The 17,383-nt window shown below is 62.3% G+C and carries 15 protein-coding genes and 3 pseudogenes; 10 read left to right on the forward strand and 8 right to left on the reverse strand.

Translation table 11 applies throughout. The annotated features are described in order from the left end of the window. Positions 1 to 6: 6 nt before the first annotated feature. Positions 7 to 279 carry a DUF4212 domain-containing protein gene (locus ACQB61_RS10025; RefSeq protein WP_430512516.1) on the reverse strand — a complete coding sequence of 91 codons (273 nt, stop codon included), beginning with the start codon at positions 277 to 279 and terminating at the stop codon, positions 7 to 9. Between the two features lie 246 nt (positions 280 to 525). On the opposite strand from ACQB61_RS10025, the gene ACQB61_RS10030 reads away from it, so the two are divergent. The 5 genes and pseudogenes from ACQB61_RS10030 (at position 526) to ACQB61_RS10050 (ending at position 4,601) form a co-directional block, all read left to right on the forward strand. Then, on the forward strand, positions 526 to 1,155 hold the full coding sequence (locus ACQB61_RS10030; protein ID WP_430512517.1) for an esterase: 630 nt from the start codon (positions 526 to 528) through the stop codon (positions 1,153 to 1,155). Positions 1,156 to 1,250: 95 nt separating this feature from the next. Then, positions 1,251 to 2,498 (forward strand): annotated as a pseudogene (locus tag ACQB61_RS10035) (CBS domain-containing protein); the annotation flags it as partial. A gap of 163 nt (positions 2,499 to 2,661) precedes the next feature. Further along, entirely contained in the window at positions 2,662 to 2,946 is a 285-nt protein-coding gene (locus ACQB61_RS10040; RefSeq protein ID WP_430512518.1) for a hypothetical protein, read from the forward strand. Then, a complete protein-coding gene (locus ACQB61_RS10045; RefSeq protein WP_430512519.1) occupies positions 2,903 to 3,298 on the forward strand; it encodes a putative nucleotidyltransferase substrate binding domain-containing protein in 396 nt (131 codons plus the stop codon). Before ACQB61_RS10040 ends, ACQB61_RS10045 begins: the two co-directional genes overlap by 44 nt. A gap of 127 nt (positions 3,299 to 3,425) precedes the next feature. Next, a complete protein-coding gene (locus ACQB61_RS10050) occupies positions 3,426 to 4,601 on the forward strand; it encodes an MFS transporter (RefSeq protein ID WP_430512520.1) in 1,176 nt (391 codons plus the stop codon). A 76-nt stretch (positions 4,602 to 4,677) separates the two neighbouring features. Here the strand turns inward: ACQB61_RS10050 and ACQB61_RS10055 are convergent, their stop codons facing one another. Beyond that, positions 4,678 to 5,358: a GntR family transcriptional regulator gene (locus ACQB61_RS10055; RefSeq protein ID WP_430512521.1), complete on the reverse strand. Its 681-nt coding sequence runs from the start codon at positions 5,356 to 5,358 to the stop codon at positions 4,678 to 4,680. A gap of 116 nt (positions 5,359 to 5,474) precedes the next feature. Between ACQB61_RS10055 and ACQB61_RS10060 the strand changes: the two genes are divergently transcribed. Further along, on the forward strand, positions 5,475 to 6,785 hold the full coding sequence (locus tag ACQB61_RS10060; RefSeq protein WP_430512522.1) for a pyridoxal phosphate-dependent aminotransferase: 1,311 nt from the start codon (positions 5,475 to 5,477) through the stop codon (positions 6,783 to 6,785). Here ACQB61_RS10060 and ACQB61_RS10065 read toward each other — a convergent pair. From ACQB61_RS10065 to ACQB61_RS10090, 6 genes and pseudogenes are all read right to left on the reverse strand, one after another. Next, complete coding sequence (locus ACQB61_RS10065; RefSeq protein WP_430512523.1) at positions 6,704 to 7,630, reverse strand: NAD(P)H-dependent flavin oxidoreductase; 927 nt, start codon at positions 7,628 to 7,630, stop codon at positions 6,704 to 6,706. The genes ACQB61_RS10060 and ACQB61_RS10065 overlap by 82 nt on opposite strands. A 68-nt stretch (positions 7,631 to 7,698) precedes the next feature. Further along, entirely contained in the window at positions 7,699 to 8,862 is a 1,164-nt protein-coding gene (nagA, locus tag ACQB61_RS10070) for an N-acetylglucosamine-6-phosphate deacetylase (protein ID WP_430512524.1), read from the reverse strand. Next, entirely contained in the window at positions 8,862 to 9,890 is a 1,029-nt protein-coding gene (locus ACQB61_RS10075; RefSeq protein ID WP_430512525.1) for an SIS domain-containing protein, read from the reverse strand. The genes nagA and ACQB61_RS10075 overlap by 1 nt, the downstream gene beginning before the upstream one ends. Then, positions 9,890 to 10,629 (reverse strand): annotated as a pseudogene (locus ACQB61_RS10080) (GntR family transcriptional regulator). Before ACQB61_RS10080 ends, ACQB61_RS10075 begins: the two are co-directional and overlap by 1 nt. Beyond that, positions 10,622 to 11,458 (reverse strand): BadF/BadG/BcrA/BcrD ATPase family protein, encoded by an 837-nt coding sequence (locus ACQB61_RS10085; RefSeq protein WP_430512526.1) that lies wholly within the window; start codon positions 11,456 to 11,458, stop codon positions 10,622 to 10,624. The pseudogene ACQB61_RS10080 and the gene ACQB61_RS10085 overlap by 8 nt, the downstream one beginning before the upstream one ends. A gap of 430 nt (positions 11,459 to 11,888) precedes the next feature. Further along, positions 11,889 to 12,782, reverse strand: coding sequence for a helix-turn-helix transcriptional regulator (locus ACQB61_RS10090; RefSeq protein WP_430512527.1), 894 nt, complete (start codon positions 12,780 to 12,782; stop codon positions 11,889 to 11,891). Positions 12,783 to 13,104: 322 nt separating this feature from the next. Between ACQB61_RS10090 and ACQB61_RS10095 the strand changes: the two genes are divergently transcribed. From ACQB61_RS10095 to ACQB61_RS10110, 4 genes and pseudogenes are all read left to right on the forward strand, one after another. Further along, positions 13,105 to 13,989 (forward strand): carbohydrate ABC transporter permease, encoded by an 885-nt coding sequence (locus tag ACQB61_RS10095; RefSeq protein WP_430512528.1) that lies wholly within the window; start codon positions 13,105 to 13,107, stop codon positions 13,987 to 13,989. Position 13,990: 1 nt separating this feature from the next. Then, positions 13,991 to 14,887, forward strand: a complete 897-nt coding sequence (locus tag ACQB61_RS10100) for a carbohydrate ABC transporter permease (protein ID WP_430512529.1) — start codon at positions 13,991 to 13,993, stop codon at positions 14,885 to 14,887. After that, a complete protein-coding gene (locus tag ACQB61_RS10105; RefSeq protein ID WP_430512530.1) occupies positions 14,887 to 16,014 on the forward strand; it encodes an ABC transporter ATP-binding protein in 1,128 nt (375 codons plus the stop codon). Before ACQB61_RS10100 ends, ACQB61_RS10105 begins: the two co-directional genes overlap by 1 nt. A gap of 76 nt (positions 16,015 to 16,090) precedes the next feature. Then, positions 16,091 to 17,358: pseudogene (locus ACQB61_RS10110) on the forward strand (ABC transporter substrate-binding protein). Positions 17,359 to 17,383 lie beyond the last annotated feature (25 nt).

The following is a 17,383-nucleotide window of genomic DNA, read 5'->3' on the forward strand; positions in this document are numbered from 1 at the left end:
AGCCCCTCAGTCTTCGGCGACGCCGAATTCCTCGTCGATGGCGTTCTGGCGGCTTGAGAACCAGAAAATCAGCACGACGAAGACGATGAGCGAGCCCTGCGCAGCCATGTAGAAGCCGAGCGGGAACCCAAGGATCACGACGCTGTTCAGCGACGTTACGAAGAAGTGGATCAGGAAGCTGAAGACAGCCCAAATCGCAAGCGTGGTCCACATGAGACCGCGGGTCTTGCTCCAGTGGGCTGCTGCAACTTCCGGCGGCAGCTTGTCGGTCAAGGTCATTCCTCCCGTAAACGCATCAAGGGCCGCAACGGCAAACATGCCGCAGTGACCCGTACCCCCTTCGCAATATTCCCCTAGACCAAAGTCTAATGCTTTATTCTCTTCGCAAGAGCAGCATTTTTCTATATTGCGGCGCGGAGATACTTGCACCTTGAGACTATTCCCTTCACACTGATCATGTGAAGTTATCCTAAAGACTAATTCAGCGTGAAAAGAACAGCTGAAGCACGGGAGGATTGAGTTCAAGTGCTTGATTTCATTGGATCGATCCTGCCAAAACGGCAGCGTTCAGACAGAGCTTCCGCAGTGGAAGCCATCCGCGCCGGGGCCGCGTTTCTCGCGCAAGGCGCCAGCTACTCCTACTTGCGGGCCCGTTCGCTGCTGGCAGGGCCGAAACTTTTCCAGGATGCGGATTTCGGATTCGCGTTGCAGATCTGCAAATGGGAGGGCTTTGCTGTTGCAGCGCAGGACATCATTCTGATCATCGAGGCCGAGGTGCGCCCTCTGCTGCCGGAATCACCGCAGGAACGTGCATCCGTTCTTTCGCGGCTCTACAGGGAGGTGCTCGCCAGCGAGAGCCTGCCCGAACACCGCAAGGACCGGGGCTGGGCAGATGTGGAGGCCGAATTTGATGCCCGCCTTTCACATTTGATGGACAAGCCTCCGCTGTCGCCCGATGCCATCACGACGGCCACGGCACTGCGGCTCCTGCAGCATGCGCCCATCACTGATGACGTGCGCGAAGCGGACAAGATGATGGTGGTCAACAATGTGGCCTTCCGCTTCATCGATTATCAGGCCACCCTGCGCAAACGGATCGACCTTGCCGCCTTTGCCCGTCAGCTCTGCGCCCTTGGCGGGGAGAAGGCCGCTTGAAGCAGCCCGTCAGCCCTCTGACCCCGCTCATTGCCCTCAACACCGTGGTCCTCGACACCGAGACCACGGGACTGGACGTGCGCTCCGACCGGGTGGTGCAGATCGGGGCCGTACGGCTTTATGGCCGGGAAATTCAGGACGAAGCGGTCTTCAATATCATCGTTGACCCGCAAATGCCGATCCCCGAGGTCGCGAGGCGCATTCATGGCCTTTCCGATGCGGATGTGTCCGGCAAGCCGGGCATAGCCGAAGTGCTGCCACAGCTTGCGGCCTTCATAGGCGATGCCGTCGTTGTGGGCCACTCCATCCATTTCGACCTTGCCATCCTGCGCCACGAGGCGGAACGGCATAGAATAAAATGGACAGAGCCCAAGGTGCTGGATGTGGCGCTGATGGTGGCAGGTCTTGACCGCGCCCTGATTGACACGTCACTGGACAGCCTTGCCCTCAGTCTTGGCATTGCCATTGAGGGCCGCCACACGGCGCTGGGCGACGCCATGGCGACGGCCCGCGTCTATGTGGGTCTGCAGAACCGGCTGCTGGCCAGCGGCATCCGCACGCTGGCGGAAGCGGAAAACCTCTGCCGCAAGCCGCAAAACCTGATCGCCCGCCAGGAGGAAGCAGGCTGGTTCAACCGGCCGCGCGAGCAGCATGATTTCTCCCGCCTCGCCCTTAAGCAAGGCACGCAACGGGCCATCGACAGCTATCTCTACCGCAACCGGCTGGGTGACGTGATGAGCAGCCCGCCGATCTCGATCAGCGAGACTGCCGATCTGCACAGCGCCGCCCAGCTGATGGCGGCTTGTCACATTGGCTGCCTGATCGTGACGCGCGAGAACGGAGAACCCGGCATTCTGAGCGAGCGTGACGTGCTGCACGCGCTGGCGGCGCGCGGTTCGGAGGCAGGGACGCTGAAGGTCGGCGCCTTGATGAGCTTTCCGGTGATCAGTGCTCCGGCTGAAACATTCCTTTACCGTGCACTCGGACTGATGGCGCGCAAGAACCTGCGCTATCTCGGTGTGACCGACAACGGCGGACGTCTCGCGGGCATTTTCACCCTCCGCACTCTTCTTCGCGAGCGGGCATTGGCAACGCTGACCGTGGGCGACGAAATTGCCATGGCCGGGCGCCCGCGTGATCTTGCCAAGGTGCAATCCGCTTTGCCCGAGCTTGCCACGGGACTTCTCGCTGACGGCCAGGATGCGCGGCAGGTTTGTGCCATCATTTCCGCCGAAAACAAGGCCATGACCGCCCGCGCAGCGGAAATAGCCGAGGCCGAGCTGGAGGCAGCGGGCGCGGGTCCTGCGCCAGCCGCATACGCGGTGCTGATGCTGGGTTCTGGCGGGCGCGGGGAGAGCATGCTGGCGCCCGATCAGGACAACGCACTGCTGATTGCCGATGACTACGCCGGCGACCTGACCTCCCCGATGACTGGTTCACCCGCTTTGCCACGCGGCTGAACGAAATCCTCGACCGTGCGGGCATTCCCTACTGCAAGGGGGCGTCATGGCGCGCAACATCCAGTGGCGCCGCCGTCTGGGCGAATGGCAGCGACAGGTGGAGGAATGGGCCCACTCCCCTTCCCCGCAAGCGCTGCTGAACGTGGATATTTTCTATGACTTTACCCCGGTGCATGTTTCCGGCGGTGCCGGGGCGAGGCTGGCGGAAACACTGCGCCAATTTGCGGCAGAAACCGCAAGGGAGTCCCTTGCCATGGTGCGGGCCCTTGGGGAGATGGCCGCCTCCCATGCCCCGCCGCTGGGGCTCTTCGGGCGAGATCCGCAAGGATGATAAGGGCCGTGTCGATCTCAAGTCCGGTGGCTTGCTTCCCATCGTCGCCGGAGCCCGGGCCATCGCTCTGCGCCACGGGGTGACGGCCCTCTCCACACCAGAGCGTATCCTGCAGGCAGCCCAGCATGCAGGACGTTCGCAGGCGGACGCCGAAATTCTCGCCAACATTCACGGCTTCCTGATCCGCCTGATCCTGACCCAGCAGATCAACGATCTGGAAGCCGGGGTCGCGCCGGGAAACCGGGTGGAAATTGCAAGGCTCAACCACCGGGATCAGGACGAGCTGCGCGAAGCCCTCGGCCGCATCGACCTCATCACCCACATGCTGCGGGACCTCCTTCAGGGGATCTGAGGCGCTCTACCAGGGCAGACGTGGCGGGATGACTTGTGCGAGTTGCAGTGTCATCTTCGCGAAATAGGACTCGGCTAATCGCGGCTCTCATGAAACTCTCCCCTCGACCCTCGGTCTGGGTGTCTCCATGACCGTTGGCTACGGGACGCTCTACTATTCCTTCTCCGTTCTGGCGCCCGAGATAGCCCGCTCGTTCCGCTGGACGGAGAGTTTTGTCTTCGCCATCTTCTCGGCTGGACTGTTGGCCGGGGCCGTGTCTGCACCAATCCTCGGAGGCATGATCGACCGGAACGGGGCGCGTCTGGTCATGAGCCTTGGTTCCGTGCTTGCTGCCCTGACCCTGGGCCTTCTCTCCCTGATGCAGAATGCCTGGCAATTCATCCTGATTGCCCTGATGGCCGAGTTTGTCGCCATTGCCGTGCAATATGATGCGGGCTTTGCAGCTCTGGCCCAGCGCTATGGCCGCAATGCACGGACCGAAATCACCCTCGTCACCCTGATCGCAGGCTTTGCCTCCACGCTGTTCTGGCCGCTTCTGCAATGGCTGCTGACGATGATGAGCTGGCGGGAGGTCTATCTGGTGCTGGCAGCCATGAACCTCATCGTCGCACTGCCTATTCACCTGACCATGCCGAAAGGCCGTCAGATCCCGCAAGAACCGTCCCCCTTTTCGCCTCGGCCCCAGCTGTCACAAGCTGTGCCGTCAGACATTTCGAAAACGCCGCCACCTGGAGCCCGCCCGATGGCCCTTCTGGCCATAAGCTTTGCCAGTGGTGGCTTCGTCATGTCCGCCGTCGGGGCTACGCTGCTGGTGCTGCTGGGCGACCTTGGCTTTGCAACAGCGACAGCCATTGCGGCGGCCAGCTGCATCGGCCCTTCGCAAGTGGCTGCCCGTTTGGTTGAATATCTCCGGCGCAATCTGTTTTCGCCGCCAGCGACCGCCATCATCGCGGCCTTTGCCATGACCTTGGGACTTGTGCTTTTAGCCGGGGCCGTCTTCGCGCCAGTATCTGTCCTGCTCTTTGCCTTTGCCATCACCTATGGCGCCGGTCAGGGCCTCACATCCATCGTCCGGGGCATGCTGCCGCTGCATTATTTCGGGCCAGAAGGCTATGGCCGGCGTACTGGAACTCTCTCGGGGATCCGTATGGTCCTGTCCGCAGCTGCCCCCTTCACCGTTATCTTTCTGAAAGAGCAGCTGGGCACGTCGGCGGCCCTTGCCGCCCTCGTGCTGGCAGCGCTCGTCTCCACGATATCGGTGCTGGCGCTGGTCCGCCTCATGGCGAAAGCCGAAGCAGTCTGAATTGCGGCACCAGAACGAGCGAACGGACCGAGGATCTGTTGACGAAAGACGATAGGCTTCAGGCTTTGCAACAAACCTACCTTGGCAGCGCTGACAGCAGGGCATCGCCTGCTTCCCTGATATGGTTATGCAGGATTTCTTCCGCAGCATGGGCGTCGCGGCTGCGGCAAGCTGCTATGAGTGCCCGGTGCTCAAGGCCAGAACGCTCCGCATAGTCGAGCTGGCGAATGGCGATGCGCAGATAGCGGTCCGCAGCATCATGCAGCAAAGAGATATGGGCGAGCAGTCGCGGCCGGCCGCAGGCCTCGTAAAGCGTCATGTGGAAACGCTTGTTGAAGGTGCCGAACGCCTCGATAGGCGCCGTCTCCAGCTCGCCCTGAATCCTCTCGGCCAGGTCGATCCGGCTCTCCGTGAGTTCGGGGATTGCGTGGCGCAAGGCTAGACACTCAGCGAGTACCCGCATGTCATGGATTTCAGCTAGATCGCGTGCGTCGATCGCCGCGACGCTGGCGCCGCGATTGAGGACGATCTCCACCAAGCCTTCTGCCTGCAGCAGACGCAATGCCTCTCGAACCGGCATGCGGCTGACACCATAGGCATCGGCAATTGCCTCCTGCCGCAGCGGCTGGCCGGCAGCCAGCTCCCCGGAAATAATCCGGGCGCGCAGCCGGTCGGCGACCGTCTGCGTCTGGTCTCGGTCCTTACCACCTGATGTCTGCATCCCCTGCCCGCCCTCGTCCGATCTGCTTCCGCTCATGCCTGACCGCCAGTCCTTGGGCGGCCTCGCCGCAAGTCATCTTGCCTGTGGCAATTGACATAACCCACCAGATTGAGCATTCAATACCAAATATTGGATCCAATATGGAGAATCGTATGACGGTATCCCGCTTGCGCCACATCCCCGGCATCAATGTCGACAAGATGGGCAATGCTGCCGACGCGCTCGGCGATCCAGACATGCTGCGGATGGAAAACCTCGACACAGATATTCCGCCACCTTCCGCCGCACTGGAGGCAACCCGTGCAGCCGTCAGCGAAGACGCAGCCAACAGCTACCTTCCCTTCTTGGGCATCCATACTCTGCGCGAGGCAGTTGTTGCTCGTATCGCCGCCGACACCGGCGCGATTTTCGACCCAGAAGCGGAGTGCATCATCTCGGCAGGAGGCCTGTCCGGCATTCTCAACGTATTGCTGGCGATCCTGGAACCTGGCGATGAGGTGATCATCACAGATCCGGCCTATGCGGGCCTGCTCAACCGCATCCGTCTCGCGGGCGGCGTGCCGCGCCTTGTGCCGATGACGGTGAGGGACGGTGGCTGGCGGATGGACCTAGAGGCGCTGGCCGCCGCCCGCTCTGATAGAACGCGCGCAGTATTGACCATGAGCCCGTCGATGCCATCAGGCATCGTCCACGACCTTGAGGAGTGGCAGGCGATCTGCAACCTTGTGCGGCAGACCGGCGCCTGGCTGCTGCACGATGCGGCGATGGAGCGTATCCTTTACACAGACGCACCAGTGCTTCATCCGTTGCAGTTTCCGGACATGCGGGCACGCACCGTCACTGTCGGCAGCGTGTCCAAGGAATACCGGATGATCGGCTGGCGCGTCGGCTGGATCGTCGGCCCCCGCGAGCTGATGAACGATATTGGCCTTGTCAGTTTATCGAATGTGGTTTGCCAGGCCGGCATCGGCATGCCGGGCGCAGCCGCCGCGTTGACGGCAGATCACGATGGCGTAGCGCAGGCCACCTCCCGCTGGCGCGCAAGACGCGACCTGATCCTCCAGGAACTGGCCGGTCTTCCCTGCGTACGGCCCGATGGCGGCTGGTCTCTGCTTATCGACACGGCAGCTCTGGGTCTGCCGCCAGAACGGGCATCGGCCCTGTTGCTGGAGAAAGGCCGGATAGCGGCTACGGCGATGACAGGCTGGGGGCGCCGGACGCAGCCGGCCGCTATCTCCGTCTCGTCTTCTCCAACGAGCCGCGCGCCCGCCTTGCAGGGATCCGCGAACGTTTCCGCACCGCTTGGGGAGTATAAGCAACGGCGAAGCCCGGTTCGCACCCACGGGTTCCCGCAGGAACGGTGCGCCCACTGCCGGACCGGTCAGCCAGCGATCAGCCGCTTCGCCTCTTCATACTCACGGATCAGCCGTACCACGAGCTCTCCGGCCGGAAGAATGTCATGAATACCGCCGGTGCCCTGCCCTGCGGACCAGACATTTTTCCAGGCCCTTGCTTCATGGTCGAGGTTCATCTTGCCCGCCTGCGGCAGGTTGTCCGGATCGAGCCCGGCGCGGATGATGCTGGGCTTGAGGAAGTTGGCGTTCACACCGCTGATGGCGGGCGTATAGAGAATGTCGCTGGCGTCGCTTTCCACGATCATGTTCTTGAAGTCCGGCTCGATCATCGCCTCCTGCGTCGCCAGAAAGCGCGTGCCGAGATAGGCCATGTCCGCGCCCATGGCACGGGCCGCAAGCACCTGCGCACCGGTGTTGATGGCACCGGCCAGCACCAGCGTGCCGGACCACACCGAGCGGATTTCGGAGATCAGTGCAAAGGGGTTGAGCGTACCCGCATGACCGCCCGCGCCGCAGGCCACCGCGATAATGCCATCCACCCCGGCAGCTGCCGCCTTTTCCGCGTGCCGGGCGTTGATCACGTCGTGGAAGACGAGCCCGCCGTAGGAATGCACCGCATCCACCACGTCCTTCACCGCCCCCAGCGAAGTGATGACCAGCGGGACCTTGTGCTCCACCGTCTTCGCCAGATCAGCCTCAACACGGGAGTTGGAGCGGTGGACGATGAGGTTGATGCCGAACGGCGCCGCGCCCTCCACACCATCAAGCCGGGAGGCAATCTCCTCCAGCCATGCTCCATAACCTTCCGTCGTGCGCTGGTTCAGCGCCGGAAACGTGCCAATCATGCCGCCCTTGCAGGTTTCCACCACAAGATCTGGGCCGGAAGCCAGGAACATGGGAGAGGCAATCGCCGGGATCTTGAGACGGCCCTGGAGACTTGCGGGCAACGGCATGGCAGCACCTTTCGCATCGGATGGGAGAGCGAGAGTGCTGCGGATTTCCGTTTACGTCAAGGGAATGACTAGACCTCTCCCTCCTCCTTTTGGAGGAGTTCACCGCCATGCCACACCGACACGAGAGTGAGGCCATCCGTCAGATGCAAGACATCGGCCTGGCGGCCAGCAGCCAGCGCGCCATGGCTGCTGGCTAAGCCAGTCACTTTTGCCGGACGGCTCGTGACCATGGCAAGCAGCGTTTCAAGCGGCAAGTCGGTGTGTGCCTTGAGATAGCGCAGCGCCTGCGGCAGGCTGACATCAGCTCCGGCCAACGTGCCATCTTCCAGCGTCAGCCGCCCGTCGCGGCGCAGGATTTTCCGCCCGCCAAGGGTGAATCCATCAAGGTCCGTCCCAGCCACGGCCATGGCATCTGTCACCAGAAACAGCCCCTCATCGCGCTTCGCCGCAAGGGCGATGCGCAGAGCAGGCCCGCTGACGTGGATGCCATCGGCAATAATCCCCGCAGCGACGGGCCGGTCCAGCACCGCGCCAACAAGCCCCGGCGCCCGGTTGCCAAGCTGACTCATGGCATTGAAGAGATGCGTGGCGCAGGTGACGCCATGGTCAAAGGCTGAGAGCGCCGTTTCATAGGCACAATCGCTATGGCCGATGCTGACGATCACACCGGCGTCCTTCAAGCGCACGATCTGGTCCATACGCACCGCCTCCGGCGCAATGGTGACCATCAGCACCGGGAGATGACGGGCGGCATAGCACAGAAGCTCAAGATCCACTTCCTCCATGGGGCGGATCAGCGCCGCGTCATGAGCACCCTTGCGCCGCACATCAAGATGCGGCCCTTCCAGATGCAGACCGAGAAAGCCGGGAAGCTGTTTCTGCGCCGCACGGATGCCGGTTTCGATTACCGCCCGTGTGGCCTCCCGCGTGTCCGTGATCAGCGTCGGCAGCAGGCCCGCGGTGCCCAGATGCCGGTGAGCATCCAGAATGCGGGTAAGCTTGCCTTCATCAACCGAACCATCCAGCATCAACCCACCGCCGCCATTGACCTGCAGATCGAGGAAGCCTGGGGACAGAATGCCGCCGGACAATTCCACATGGGAGCCATCCAGCGCACGCGCCTCCGCCTCAGGTGCAAGCGCCTCGACCGTTTCGCCGGAGAGGGCAAGGCTCATGCCTGTCAGCAGGCGGGCGCCATCGAAAATCCTTGCGCCGTGAAGAACTGTCCGCATCAGACCGTTTCCGTGACCTTGTTGAGATGGGGCGGCACATCCGGATTGAAGCCGCGCCGAAGGGCAAAGCCTTCCACAAACCGGTAGAAGGCAGCGATTTGCAGCAGCGGCGCAGTCAGCGGATGCACGCCATCCAAAACCGGCAGGCGGACGCAGCCGGGCGCATCAAATCCGGTTGCGAACACATCCGCACCCTGACCTGCCAGCCGCTCTGCCGTGGCTCGCGCATGGGGCAGCGCCGCATCATCAACCCCAAGCGCCAGAACCGGGAAACGGCCGCTGGCAATCGCCGCCGGGCCGTGCAAAACCTCGGCAGAGCTGTAGGCTTCGGCGTGAAGGCCAGAGGTTTCCTTGAACTTGAGAGCCATTTCATTGGCAATGGCAAAGGCCGGTCCACGCCCCAGCACATAAAGCGATTGTGCTCGCACCAGCCGATCTGACAAGGGCGTCCAGTCCAGTAGCAGCGCAGCCGCAAGCTGCTCCGGCAAGCGGGAAACCGCCTCTTGCAGGGCTGCATCTTCCTGCCATTCGGCGAGAAGAGAGAGGCCTGCCAGAACGGATGTGACATAGGTCTTGGTGGCGGCCACGCTCTTCTCCGCCCCCGCGCAGATTGGCAAGGAATGATCCGCCGTCTCCGCCATGGGCGAGGCTGCATCATTGGTGATGGCCAGCGTCAGCGCGCCGCCCTCACCTGCCCGGCGCAGCATTTCCACGATATCCGGGCTGCGGCCCGACTGGGAAATACCGATCGCTGCTGCGCCTTTCAGACGCAAGGTGCGCCCGTAAATGGAGGCAATGGATGGCCCTACAGAGGCGACCGCCAGCCCGGCCTGCAGCTCCACCGCATATTTCAAGTAAGAAGCCGCGTGATCGGACGAGCCCCGCGCCACGGTGACGAGAAAGGCCGGATCACGCTCCCGCAGCGCTGCCGCCGCAGAAGCAATGCTGTCCCGGGTTTCCATGAGGAAACGCTCTGCGGCAGCGGGGATTTCGGCAACCTCGCGCGCCATGTGGGTCATGCTGGTCATTATGCGTCTCCCGCTTTCAGCTCAACAGCAAAATCATAGGCATCCCCCGGAACAGCGAGCGGGTGAATTCCACCGGCTTCCCGCCGGGCAGATAGGCCACGCGCTCGATCTTCAGTCCGGCTGCCCCAGGGGCCATCTGAAGCAGGTCTGCCTCGGCCGCTGTCAGGTTCACCGCCGACATGCGCTGCACGGCACGCACGGGCAGAAGGTCACGGGCGCGCAAGTAAGCATAGAGCGAACCGCCTATGGCTGACGGGTCTGGCAGGACTTCGGCGGAGAGAACCGATCGCTCCAGCGCCATCGGCATACCGCCGGACCAGCGCACGCGCTCGATGCGCGCCACCTGCTCCGCCGCGCCAAGCCCCAGCGCCATCATTTCTTCGGGCGCAGCCAGGCCGGTTCCTGTCGAAAGGATCTGAGAGCTGGCATCACGCCCGCGCCGGGCCATATCGGCAGAAAAGGACGTGAGCTGCGACAGGCCCAACTCGAACCGCTCCACCGGACGGGCCACATAAGTGCCCGAGCCGCGCCGCTGCACCAGGAGCCCCTGACGCACCAGATCAGCAATGGCGCGCCTCACGGTGACGCGGCTAAGGCCGGTGCGCGCCGCAATTTCCCGCTCTGCCGGCAAGCTGTCACCGGGCACAAGCCTGCCCTCCCGGATTGCCGCCTCAATCCGCCCCTGCAGCACCGCGTAGAGCGGCCCCGCTCCGGCAACGGGTGAGAAGACGTCATCCATGTGCCGCCAAATCCTCTGACGCCATCCACATGGCCCCATCCAGCGCTGAACCCAGCGGCTCGGCCTGCGGCCATTCACCCGCCAGCGCCGTTGCATAGGTGGGCCCCAGTCCGCCAAGGAACACCACAGGCACCTCGCCGCCCTGCTGCAACAGGGCAATCGCGGCGCGAACCTCCGCCACACCGGCCGCCAGCACGGCCTCAGCCGCCGGGTCCCCCGCCCGTGCTGCGGTGAGAATGAGAGGCACCAGCGCGGCAAATTCGTCGGGCCTTGTTGACGGCGCGTTGCGGACAATCGCCTGCGCCCCGCCGCCATGTTCCAGAATGTCCCGCAGGAACGGCGTGATGAGGTGGAAGCCGTCGATGGCTTTCAGCGCCCGCAGCACCGCATGGCGGCCCAGCCAGGAACCGCCGCCCTCGTCGCCCATCACGTAAAAGCCCCAGCCCCCAACCTGCCGCACCACGCCCTGCCGCTGCACGGCGAAGATGGAGCCGGTGCCGATCGCAGCCAGAATGCCATCCCCGCCCCTGAGCGCTCCCCGGATCGCGGCAATGCCGTCATTGATGACGCGGACAGTTGTGAAAGGCAGCAGCTCGCGCAGGGCATCCGCTGCCGCAGGCACCCCGCCCCCGGCAACACCCAGCACGGCACAGACCGGCAGCGGCGCCTCTGCATCCATCACACTCCTGCCAAGCACAGGTGCCAGCAACGTGTCAGCAGCCGCAAGAATGTTGGCGCGGGCCTGTTCCGGATTGCTGACGATATTGGCCGGCCCGCCGGAGGTCTCCCCAGCACCGTGCCATCTGCCGCCGCCAGCCGCACCCGGCACCCGGTTCCCCCGCCATCCACACCCAGAAGATACATGCTGCCATCTCCAAATTCGATGAACTGGAGATAATACCAAAAAAGACCAAAGGCAAGGTGGGGAGGCACTTCCGGCCGATCAGCAAGCCCGGCAATAGATCGATCATCAGTGCCAGCCGGAGTACAGCCAGAGGCCTCTCCATTCGGCATCCCCTTTCCATCGTCATCCCGGCCAAGCGTAGCGCGAGCCGGAATCGGTGAGCCACAGCATAAATTTTTCAAAGGATTAAACCAACCCAGAGGCCTTGACTCACCGGTCCCGGATCTCCGCTTCGCTCCGTCCGGGATGACGATGGAGAGGAAACAGGGCAGATGAAATGCCGCGAAGCAGAGCTCCAGACAACCCGGCGATCCACGTAGATTCTCACACGCCGCTCAACCCGGTCCCTACCAATTCAGTCAATCACCAGAATCTCCGGATCATCCACATAGACCTCATCCGGGCCGCTGCGGCTATCGAGGCGGTAGCAGGAGGGGCTGGCACCGAGGTGCTTCTTGAATAGCCGGGAGAAGTAGTAGGGATCGGAAATGCCGACCATGGCGGCCACCTCCTTCACCTTGCGGCCCGAGGACAAGAGGTTCATCGCCATTTCCATGCGCTTGCGCTCCTGGAACTTCTGCGGCGTCTGGCCGATGCGGGCGCGGAAGGCACGGCGGAAATAATCGCCATTGAAGGGCACGGAGCCGAGAGCCTTTTCCAGCGCCGCCCCGTTCAGCGGATCGGCGGCAATGCGGGCCGCAACCAGCATGATCTGCACCGACAGCTGATCGGGACTGTCCAGCGCCCCTCCCGCCCCTTCCTTCCAGCCAAGGAACGCGCTCTCGATATAGGCAAGCAGGATCACCATGAAGAGATGATGCTGCGCCAGCGTCGTCATTGAAAGCGGTGCCATCTCGCGGTAATGCGCCACAATGGCACTGATCACGTCCCACTGGCGGAAAGCGGCAACAGGCCGGAGATTCATCTGCCCCAAGAGATCGACTGAGCCGAAAAGCGTCAGCGTGAAGTGCTGGGCAACACCGGTGTAGAGTTCATCGGACAGGGACTCTCCAACGAAATGGCTGCCGGCAGGGATAAGCATGCCCATGCCCGGTGACAGAGACTGCTCCACCCCGTCCAGCGCATAGCGGGCCGAGCCGGTCAGGCAGATCACCAGATCATGCACTGCGTTGGACTTGTCGACGCGCCAGGCGCGCGAATGCTGCATCTTGATGGCGGAGCGGGCCAGCGACAACGTCAACGCAGCAGGTGACAAACCGGCGAGCACATCACTTACGTTTTTGTCCATCCTTTTCTTTCAGTCCGTCAATTTCGGGCAGCTTGCCGGTTAGAATATCGTCTCTGTCACAAATTGACTATCGCAACCCTTGCGAGACGCACCATGGGAGGAGGCGGCTTTGCGGGCGGGAGCGTTGCACCCTGGTGCAGCCCCGTTCCTTCGCCGGACTGTAATTTGAAAACACCAGCAAACCTCTACATACCCGCATGCGCCAGCCAGATTTGGCCTGCCCTTCCGGCAGAAACTGCGGATTTTTGCGCATCCGGAGCTGCCGCCAGTGCAACGCACGGTCCAGCGGCCTTGGCCACGGCCAGAGCGGAGGCCAACTGACATGGGTGGAGAAAGCCGCTTTCTCGGTCTGGCCTATGTGACGCCCTACGTCTTCGGGCTGCTGCTGTTTACGGCAGTGCCTTTTGGCGCGTCACTCTATCTCGCTTTCACGGATTACAATCTCGTCAGCAGTCCCAGCTGGATCGGGATGGACAATTTCGAAAAGCTGTTTACCCGTGACCGGACCTTCCTCCGCTCGCTGAATGTCACGCTGCTCTATGTAGGCATGACCGTCCCGCTGAAACTGGCCTTTGCGCTCTTCATCGCGGTCATCCTCAATTACAAGCTCAAGGCGATCAATCTGTTCCGCACGGCCTACTATGTGCCGTCGATCCTGGGTGGCTCGATCGCCATTGCGGTGCTGTGGCGCTATCTCTTCTCCACTGAGGGCCTCGTCAACATGGCGCTGGCCGTTGTGGGGCTTGGTCCGGTCAACTGGTTCGGCGACCCGACCAACGCGCTCTTCACCATCACGCTGCTGCGCATGTGGCAGTTCGGTTCGGCCATGGTGATCTTCCTCGCAGCGCTTCAGTCCATCGACAAGTCGCTCTACGAGGCAGCTTCCATCGACGGCTCCGGCCCGTGGTCCACCTTCCGGCACATCACCCTGCCGCTCATCACGCCGGTGATCTTCTTCAATCTGGTCATGCAGATGGTCCAGGCCTTTCAGGAGTTCAACGGCCCCTACATCATCACCCAGGGCGGCCCCCTCAAGGCCACCTACTTCCTGCCGCTCTACATCTACGAGCTGGCCTTCAAGAAGTTCGACATGGGCTATGCCTCCGCTGTCGCATGGGTTCTGTTCATCATCATCATGGCGCTGACCCTCGTGGCCTTCTGGTCCTCGAAGAAGTGGGTCTACTACGCCGGCGACAAGAGGAGCTGAGATGTCCCCGTCCTTCGTCGCCCCCGATGCAGGCGCGGCCGCCTTTGCCGCCCGCCAGCAACGCCGCCAGCGGATCTCGGCCATCATTCGCTACACACTGCTGACACTTGTCGGCGTGCTGATGCTCTATCCGCTGATCTGGCTCATCGGGGCCTCGTTCAAGCCCAATTCCGAGATCTTCTCCAGTGCAGGTTTCTGGCCGCAGGAGCCCACCCTTGACGGCTACATCAAGGGCTGGAAGACCTCGACACCCTACACCTTCGGCCATTTCTTCCTGAACACGGCCTGGATCATCATTCCGAAGGTCATCGGCACGGCTGTGTCCTGCACGGCGGTTGCCTATGGCTTTGCCCGCTTCGACTTTCCGGGCAAGAAGATCCTGTTCGTCACGCTGATCGCCACGCTTCTGCTGCCCAATGTGGTAACCCGCATCCCGCAGTATCTGCTGTTCCGCGACTTCGGCTGGCTCGACAGCTATCTGCCGCTGTGGGTGCCCTCGGCCTTTGCAGGAGACGCCTTCTTCGTCTTCATGCTGGTCCAGTTCCTGCGGGCGATCCCGCGCGACATGGAAGAGGCGGCCCGCGTGGACGGCGCCAACTCCTTCCAGGTGCTGGTGTTTATCGTCGTGCCGATGCTGGCTCCGGCCCTCATCTCGGTGTGCCTGTTCCAGTTCATGTGGACGATGAACGACTTCCTCGGCCCGCTGATCTACCTGTCTTCCATCGACAAGTACCCGATCAGCCTTGCGCTGAAACTGTCCATCGACACCTCGGAAGCATTCGACTGGAACCGCATTCTGGCAATGTCGGTCCTGGCGATCACCCCGGCACTCGCCGTGTTCTTCCTCGCACAGAAACATTTCATTGAAGGCATCTCCAGCGGTGGGGTGAAAGGCTAATGGCACGTTTGCAGATCCAGAACCTGAAAAAGGTCTACGGCAGCGGCTTCAAGGCAGTCCATGGCATCAACCTGGACGTGGAGGACGGCGAGTTCATGGTGCTGGTCGGCCCATCGGGCTGCGCCAAGTCCACCACCTTGCGCATGATTGCGGGCCTTGAGACCGTGACGGGCGGAGCCATCCGCATCGGAGACCAGACCGTCAACGACCTGCCCCCGGGCAAGCGCGGCATCGCCATGGTGTTCCAGAACTATGCGCTCTATCCGCATATGAAGGTGAAGAAGAACCTCTCCTTCGGCCTCCGGCTGCAGAAGAAGAAAACGGCGGAAATCGATGCAGCCACGGACGAGGTGTCCGGCATTCTCGAGATCGGCCAGCTTCTGGACCGGCTGCCGAAGCAGCTTTCCGGCGGTCAGGCACAGCGTGTGGCTCTGGGGCGTGCGCTGATCAAGAAGCCTGACGTTTTCCTCTTCGACGAACCGCTGTCGAACCTCGACGCCAAGCTGCGCGCCTCCATGCGGGTGCGCATCACCGACCTGCACAAGCAGCTGAAGGCGAACGGTCTGTCATCGACGGTGGTCTACGTCACCCACGACCAGACCGAAGCCATGACCATGGGCGACCGGATCTGCGTCATGAAGGATGGCCGCATCATGCAGGTGGCCGATCCTCATACGCTGTACAACCGCCCGGCCAATGCCTTCGTCGCCGGGTTCATCGGCATGCCTGAGATGAACCTTGTTCCCGCCGCGCTCGGCAGCAGCGGCGATGGGGTGACGCTGACGCTGGCAGGCCAGACCCTCGGCTTCGGGCCGGAACTGGCAGCACGTGTGAAGGCAAAGGCTGGCCCCGTGACCCTCGGCATGCGCCCGCAGCACCTCGCCCTTCTGCCCGCAGGCACAGCAAATGCCATCACCGGCACGATTCAGACCATTGAATTCCTTGGTCATGAAATGAACCTGCACATCGATCTTGGCGGCACAGCGCTGGTTGCCGTGCTTCCTGCGGCGGAGGTACCGCAGGGCCTGAAGCGCGGCGATGCGGTGGCGGTGCGCCCCATCGAAAACAATCTGCACATCTTTGATGCGCAGAGCGGCGAGAACGTCTCGCTCGCACCGCTCGCCTGAAACGCTACAGCAGGTCAAGCCTTTCCGGAGCGGGGATCAGATGCCCTGCTCCGGCACAAACCGGGAGGAGAAAACCATGAGAAAGACAGCAACAGCCCTTTTGAGCCTAGCGCTCGCTTCAACCTTTGCCACGCCCCTGCTGGCGGCGGACCTGCGCATGTCCTGGTGGGGTGGTGACAGCCGCCACAAGGCCACGCAGGAAGCCCTGAAGGTCTGTGGCGAGAAGCATGGCCACACCATTTCTCCGGAGTTCACGGGCTTTGACGGCCACCTTGAAAAGCTGACGACGCAGATCGCCGGGCGTACGGAAGCCGACATCATGCAGGTGAACTGGCCCTGGCTGCCGCTGTTCTCGCTGAACGGTGATGGTTTCGCTGACCTCAACGACTTCAAGGAATACATCGACCTCAGCAACTGGACGGAAGACCAGCTCGCCTCCGGCAGCATGAAGGGCAAGCTGAACGGCCTGCCGGTTTCCACCACGGGCCGCGTGTTCCTGTTCAACACCACCACATTCCAGAAGGCGGGCCTCTCCCTGCCCGCGAGCTGGGACGAGCTTTTGCGGCGGCCAAGGTGCTGAAGGAGAAGATCGGACCGGATGCCTATCCGATGAACGCGATCAAGGAGACCGCCGTTCTCCTCGTGTCTTTGCGCGCCACACAGGCAACCGGCAAGGACATGATCGATCCGGATGCCATGCAGGTGGCCTGGACACCAGAGGAACTGGCTGCAGCGATCGAGTTCTACGGCAAGATGGTCGAAGGCGGCGTGGTCATGTCGCAGAAAGATGCGGCAGCGGAAGGCAACGTGAACCTCTTCGAGAGCCCGAAATGGGCCGATGGCCGCATTGCAGGTTCCTATGAATGGGATTCCACCTACTTCAAATATTCCGATCCGTTGCAGGAAGGCCAGAAGCTCCAGGCAGTGAAGCTTCTGACGGGGCCTGACGCCAAGACGGAAGGCGTCTACCGCAAACCCTCCATGGTGTTCTCGATCTCGAAGAACTCGAAGAACCCGGAAGCCGCCGCACAGATCATCAACTGCCTCCTGAATGAGCCGGAAGGCATCAAGGCGCTTGGCACATCCCGCGGCCTGCCTGCGAGCAAGACAGCCGCCAAGGCTCTGTCTGATGCCGGCTCGGTCAAGCAGGAGCTTCTGATCGCCAACGGTATCATTACCGCAGGAGCTGGACCGAACGTATCCCCGCTCAACGAACATCCGGAAGTGCGCAGCCTCTTCATCGATACGCTGGAGGAATACTCCTACGGCATGATCGATGCGGAAGGCGCCGCCGAGCAGATCATCGAAGGCGTCAACGACGTGCTGAAGAAGTACCGCTCCTGAGAGGGAGCCGGTTGAGCATTGCCTC

Source organism: Pannonibacter phragmitetus (genome assembly GCF_050510895.1).
GTDB lineage: Bacteria > Pseudomonadota > Alphaproteobacteria > Rhizobiales > Stappiaceae > Pannonibacter > Pannonibacter phragmitetus_B.

Coding starts and splice junctions, on each gene's coding strand:
- ACQB61_RS10025 (WP_430512516.1), bottom strand. CDS start 279: ATGACCTTGACCGACAAGCTGCCGCCGGAAGTTGCAGCAGCCCACTGG.
- ACQB61_RS10040 (WP_430512518.1), top strand. CDS start 2,662: ATGGCGCGCAACATCCAGTGGCGCCGCCGTCTGGGCGAATGGCAGCGA.
- ACQB61_RS10045 (WP_430512519.1), top strand. CDS start 2,903: ATGCCCCGCCGCTGGGGCTCTTCGGGCGAGATCCGCAAGGATGATAAG.
- ACQB61_RS10050 (WP_430512520.1), top strand. CDS start 3,426: ATGACCGTTGGCTACGGGACGCTCTACTATTCCTTCTCCGTTCTGGCG.
- ACQB61_RS10055 (WP_430512521.1), bottom strand. CDS start 5,358: ATGAGCGGAAGCAGATCGGACGAGGGCGGGCAGGGGATGCAGACATCA.
- ACQB61_RS10060 (WP_430512522.1), top strand. CDS start 5,475: ATGACGGTATCCCGCTTGCGCCACATCCCCGGCATCAATGTCGACAAG.
- ACQB61_RS10065 (WP_430512523.1), bottom strand. CDS start 7,630: ATGCCGTTGCCCGCAAGTCTCCAGGGCCGTCTCAAGATCCCGGCGATT.
- nagA (WP_430512524.1), bottom strand. CDS start 8,862: ATGCGGACAGTTCTTCACGGCGCAAGGATTTTCGATGGCGCCCGCCTG.
- ACQB61_RS10075 (WP_430512525.1), bottom strand. CDS start 9,890: ATGACCAGCATGACCCACATGGCGCGCGAGGTTGCCGAAATCCCCGCT.
- ACQB61_RS10090 (WP_430512527.1), bottom strand. CDS start 12,782: ATGGACAAAAACGTAAGTGATGTGCTCGCCGGTTTGTCACCTGCTGCG.
- ACQB61_RS10095 (WP_430512528.1), top strand. CDS start 13,105: ATGGGTGGAGAAAGCCGCTTTCTCGGTCTGGCCTATGTGACGCCCTAC.
- ACQB61_RS10100 (WP_430512529.1), top strand. CDS start 13,991: ATGTCCCCGTCCTTCGTCGCCCCCGATGCAGGCGCGGCCGCCTTTGCC.
- ACQB61_RS10105 (WP_430512530.1), top strand. CDS start 14,887: ATGGCACGTTTGCAGATCCAGAACCTGAAAAAGGTCTACGGCAGCGGC.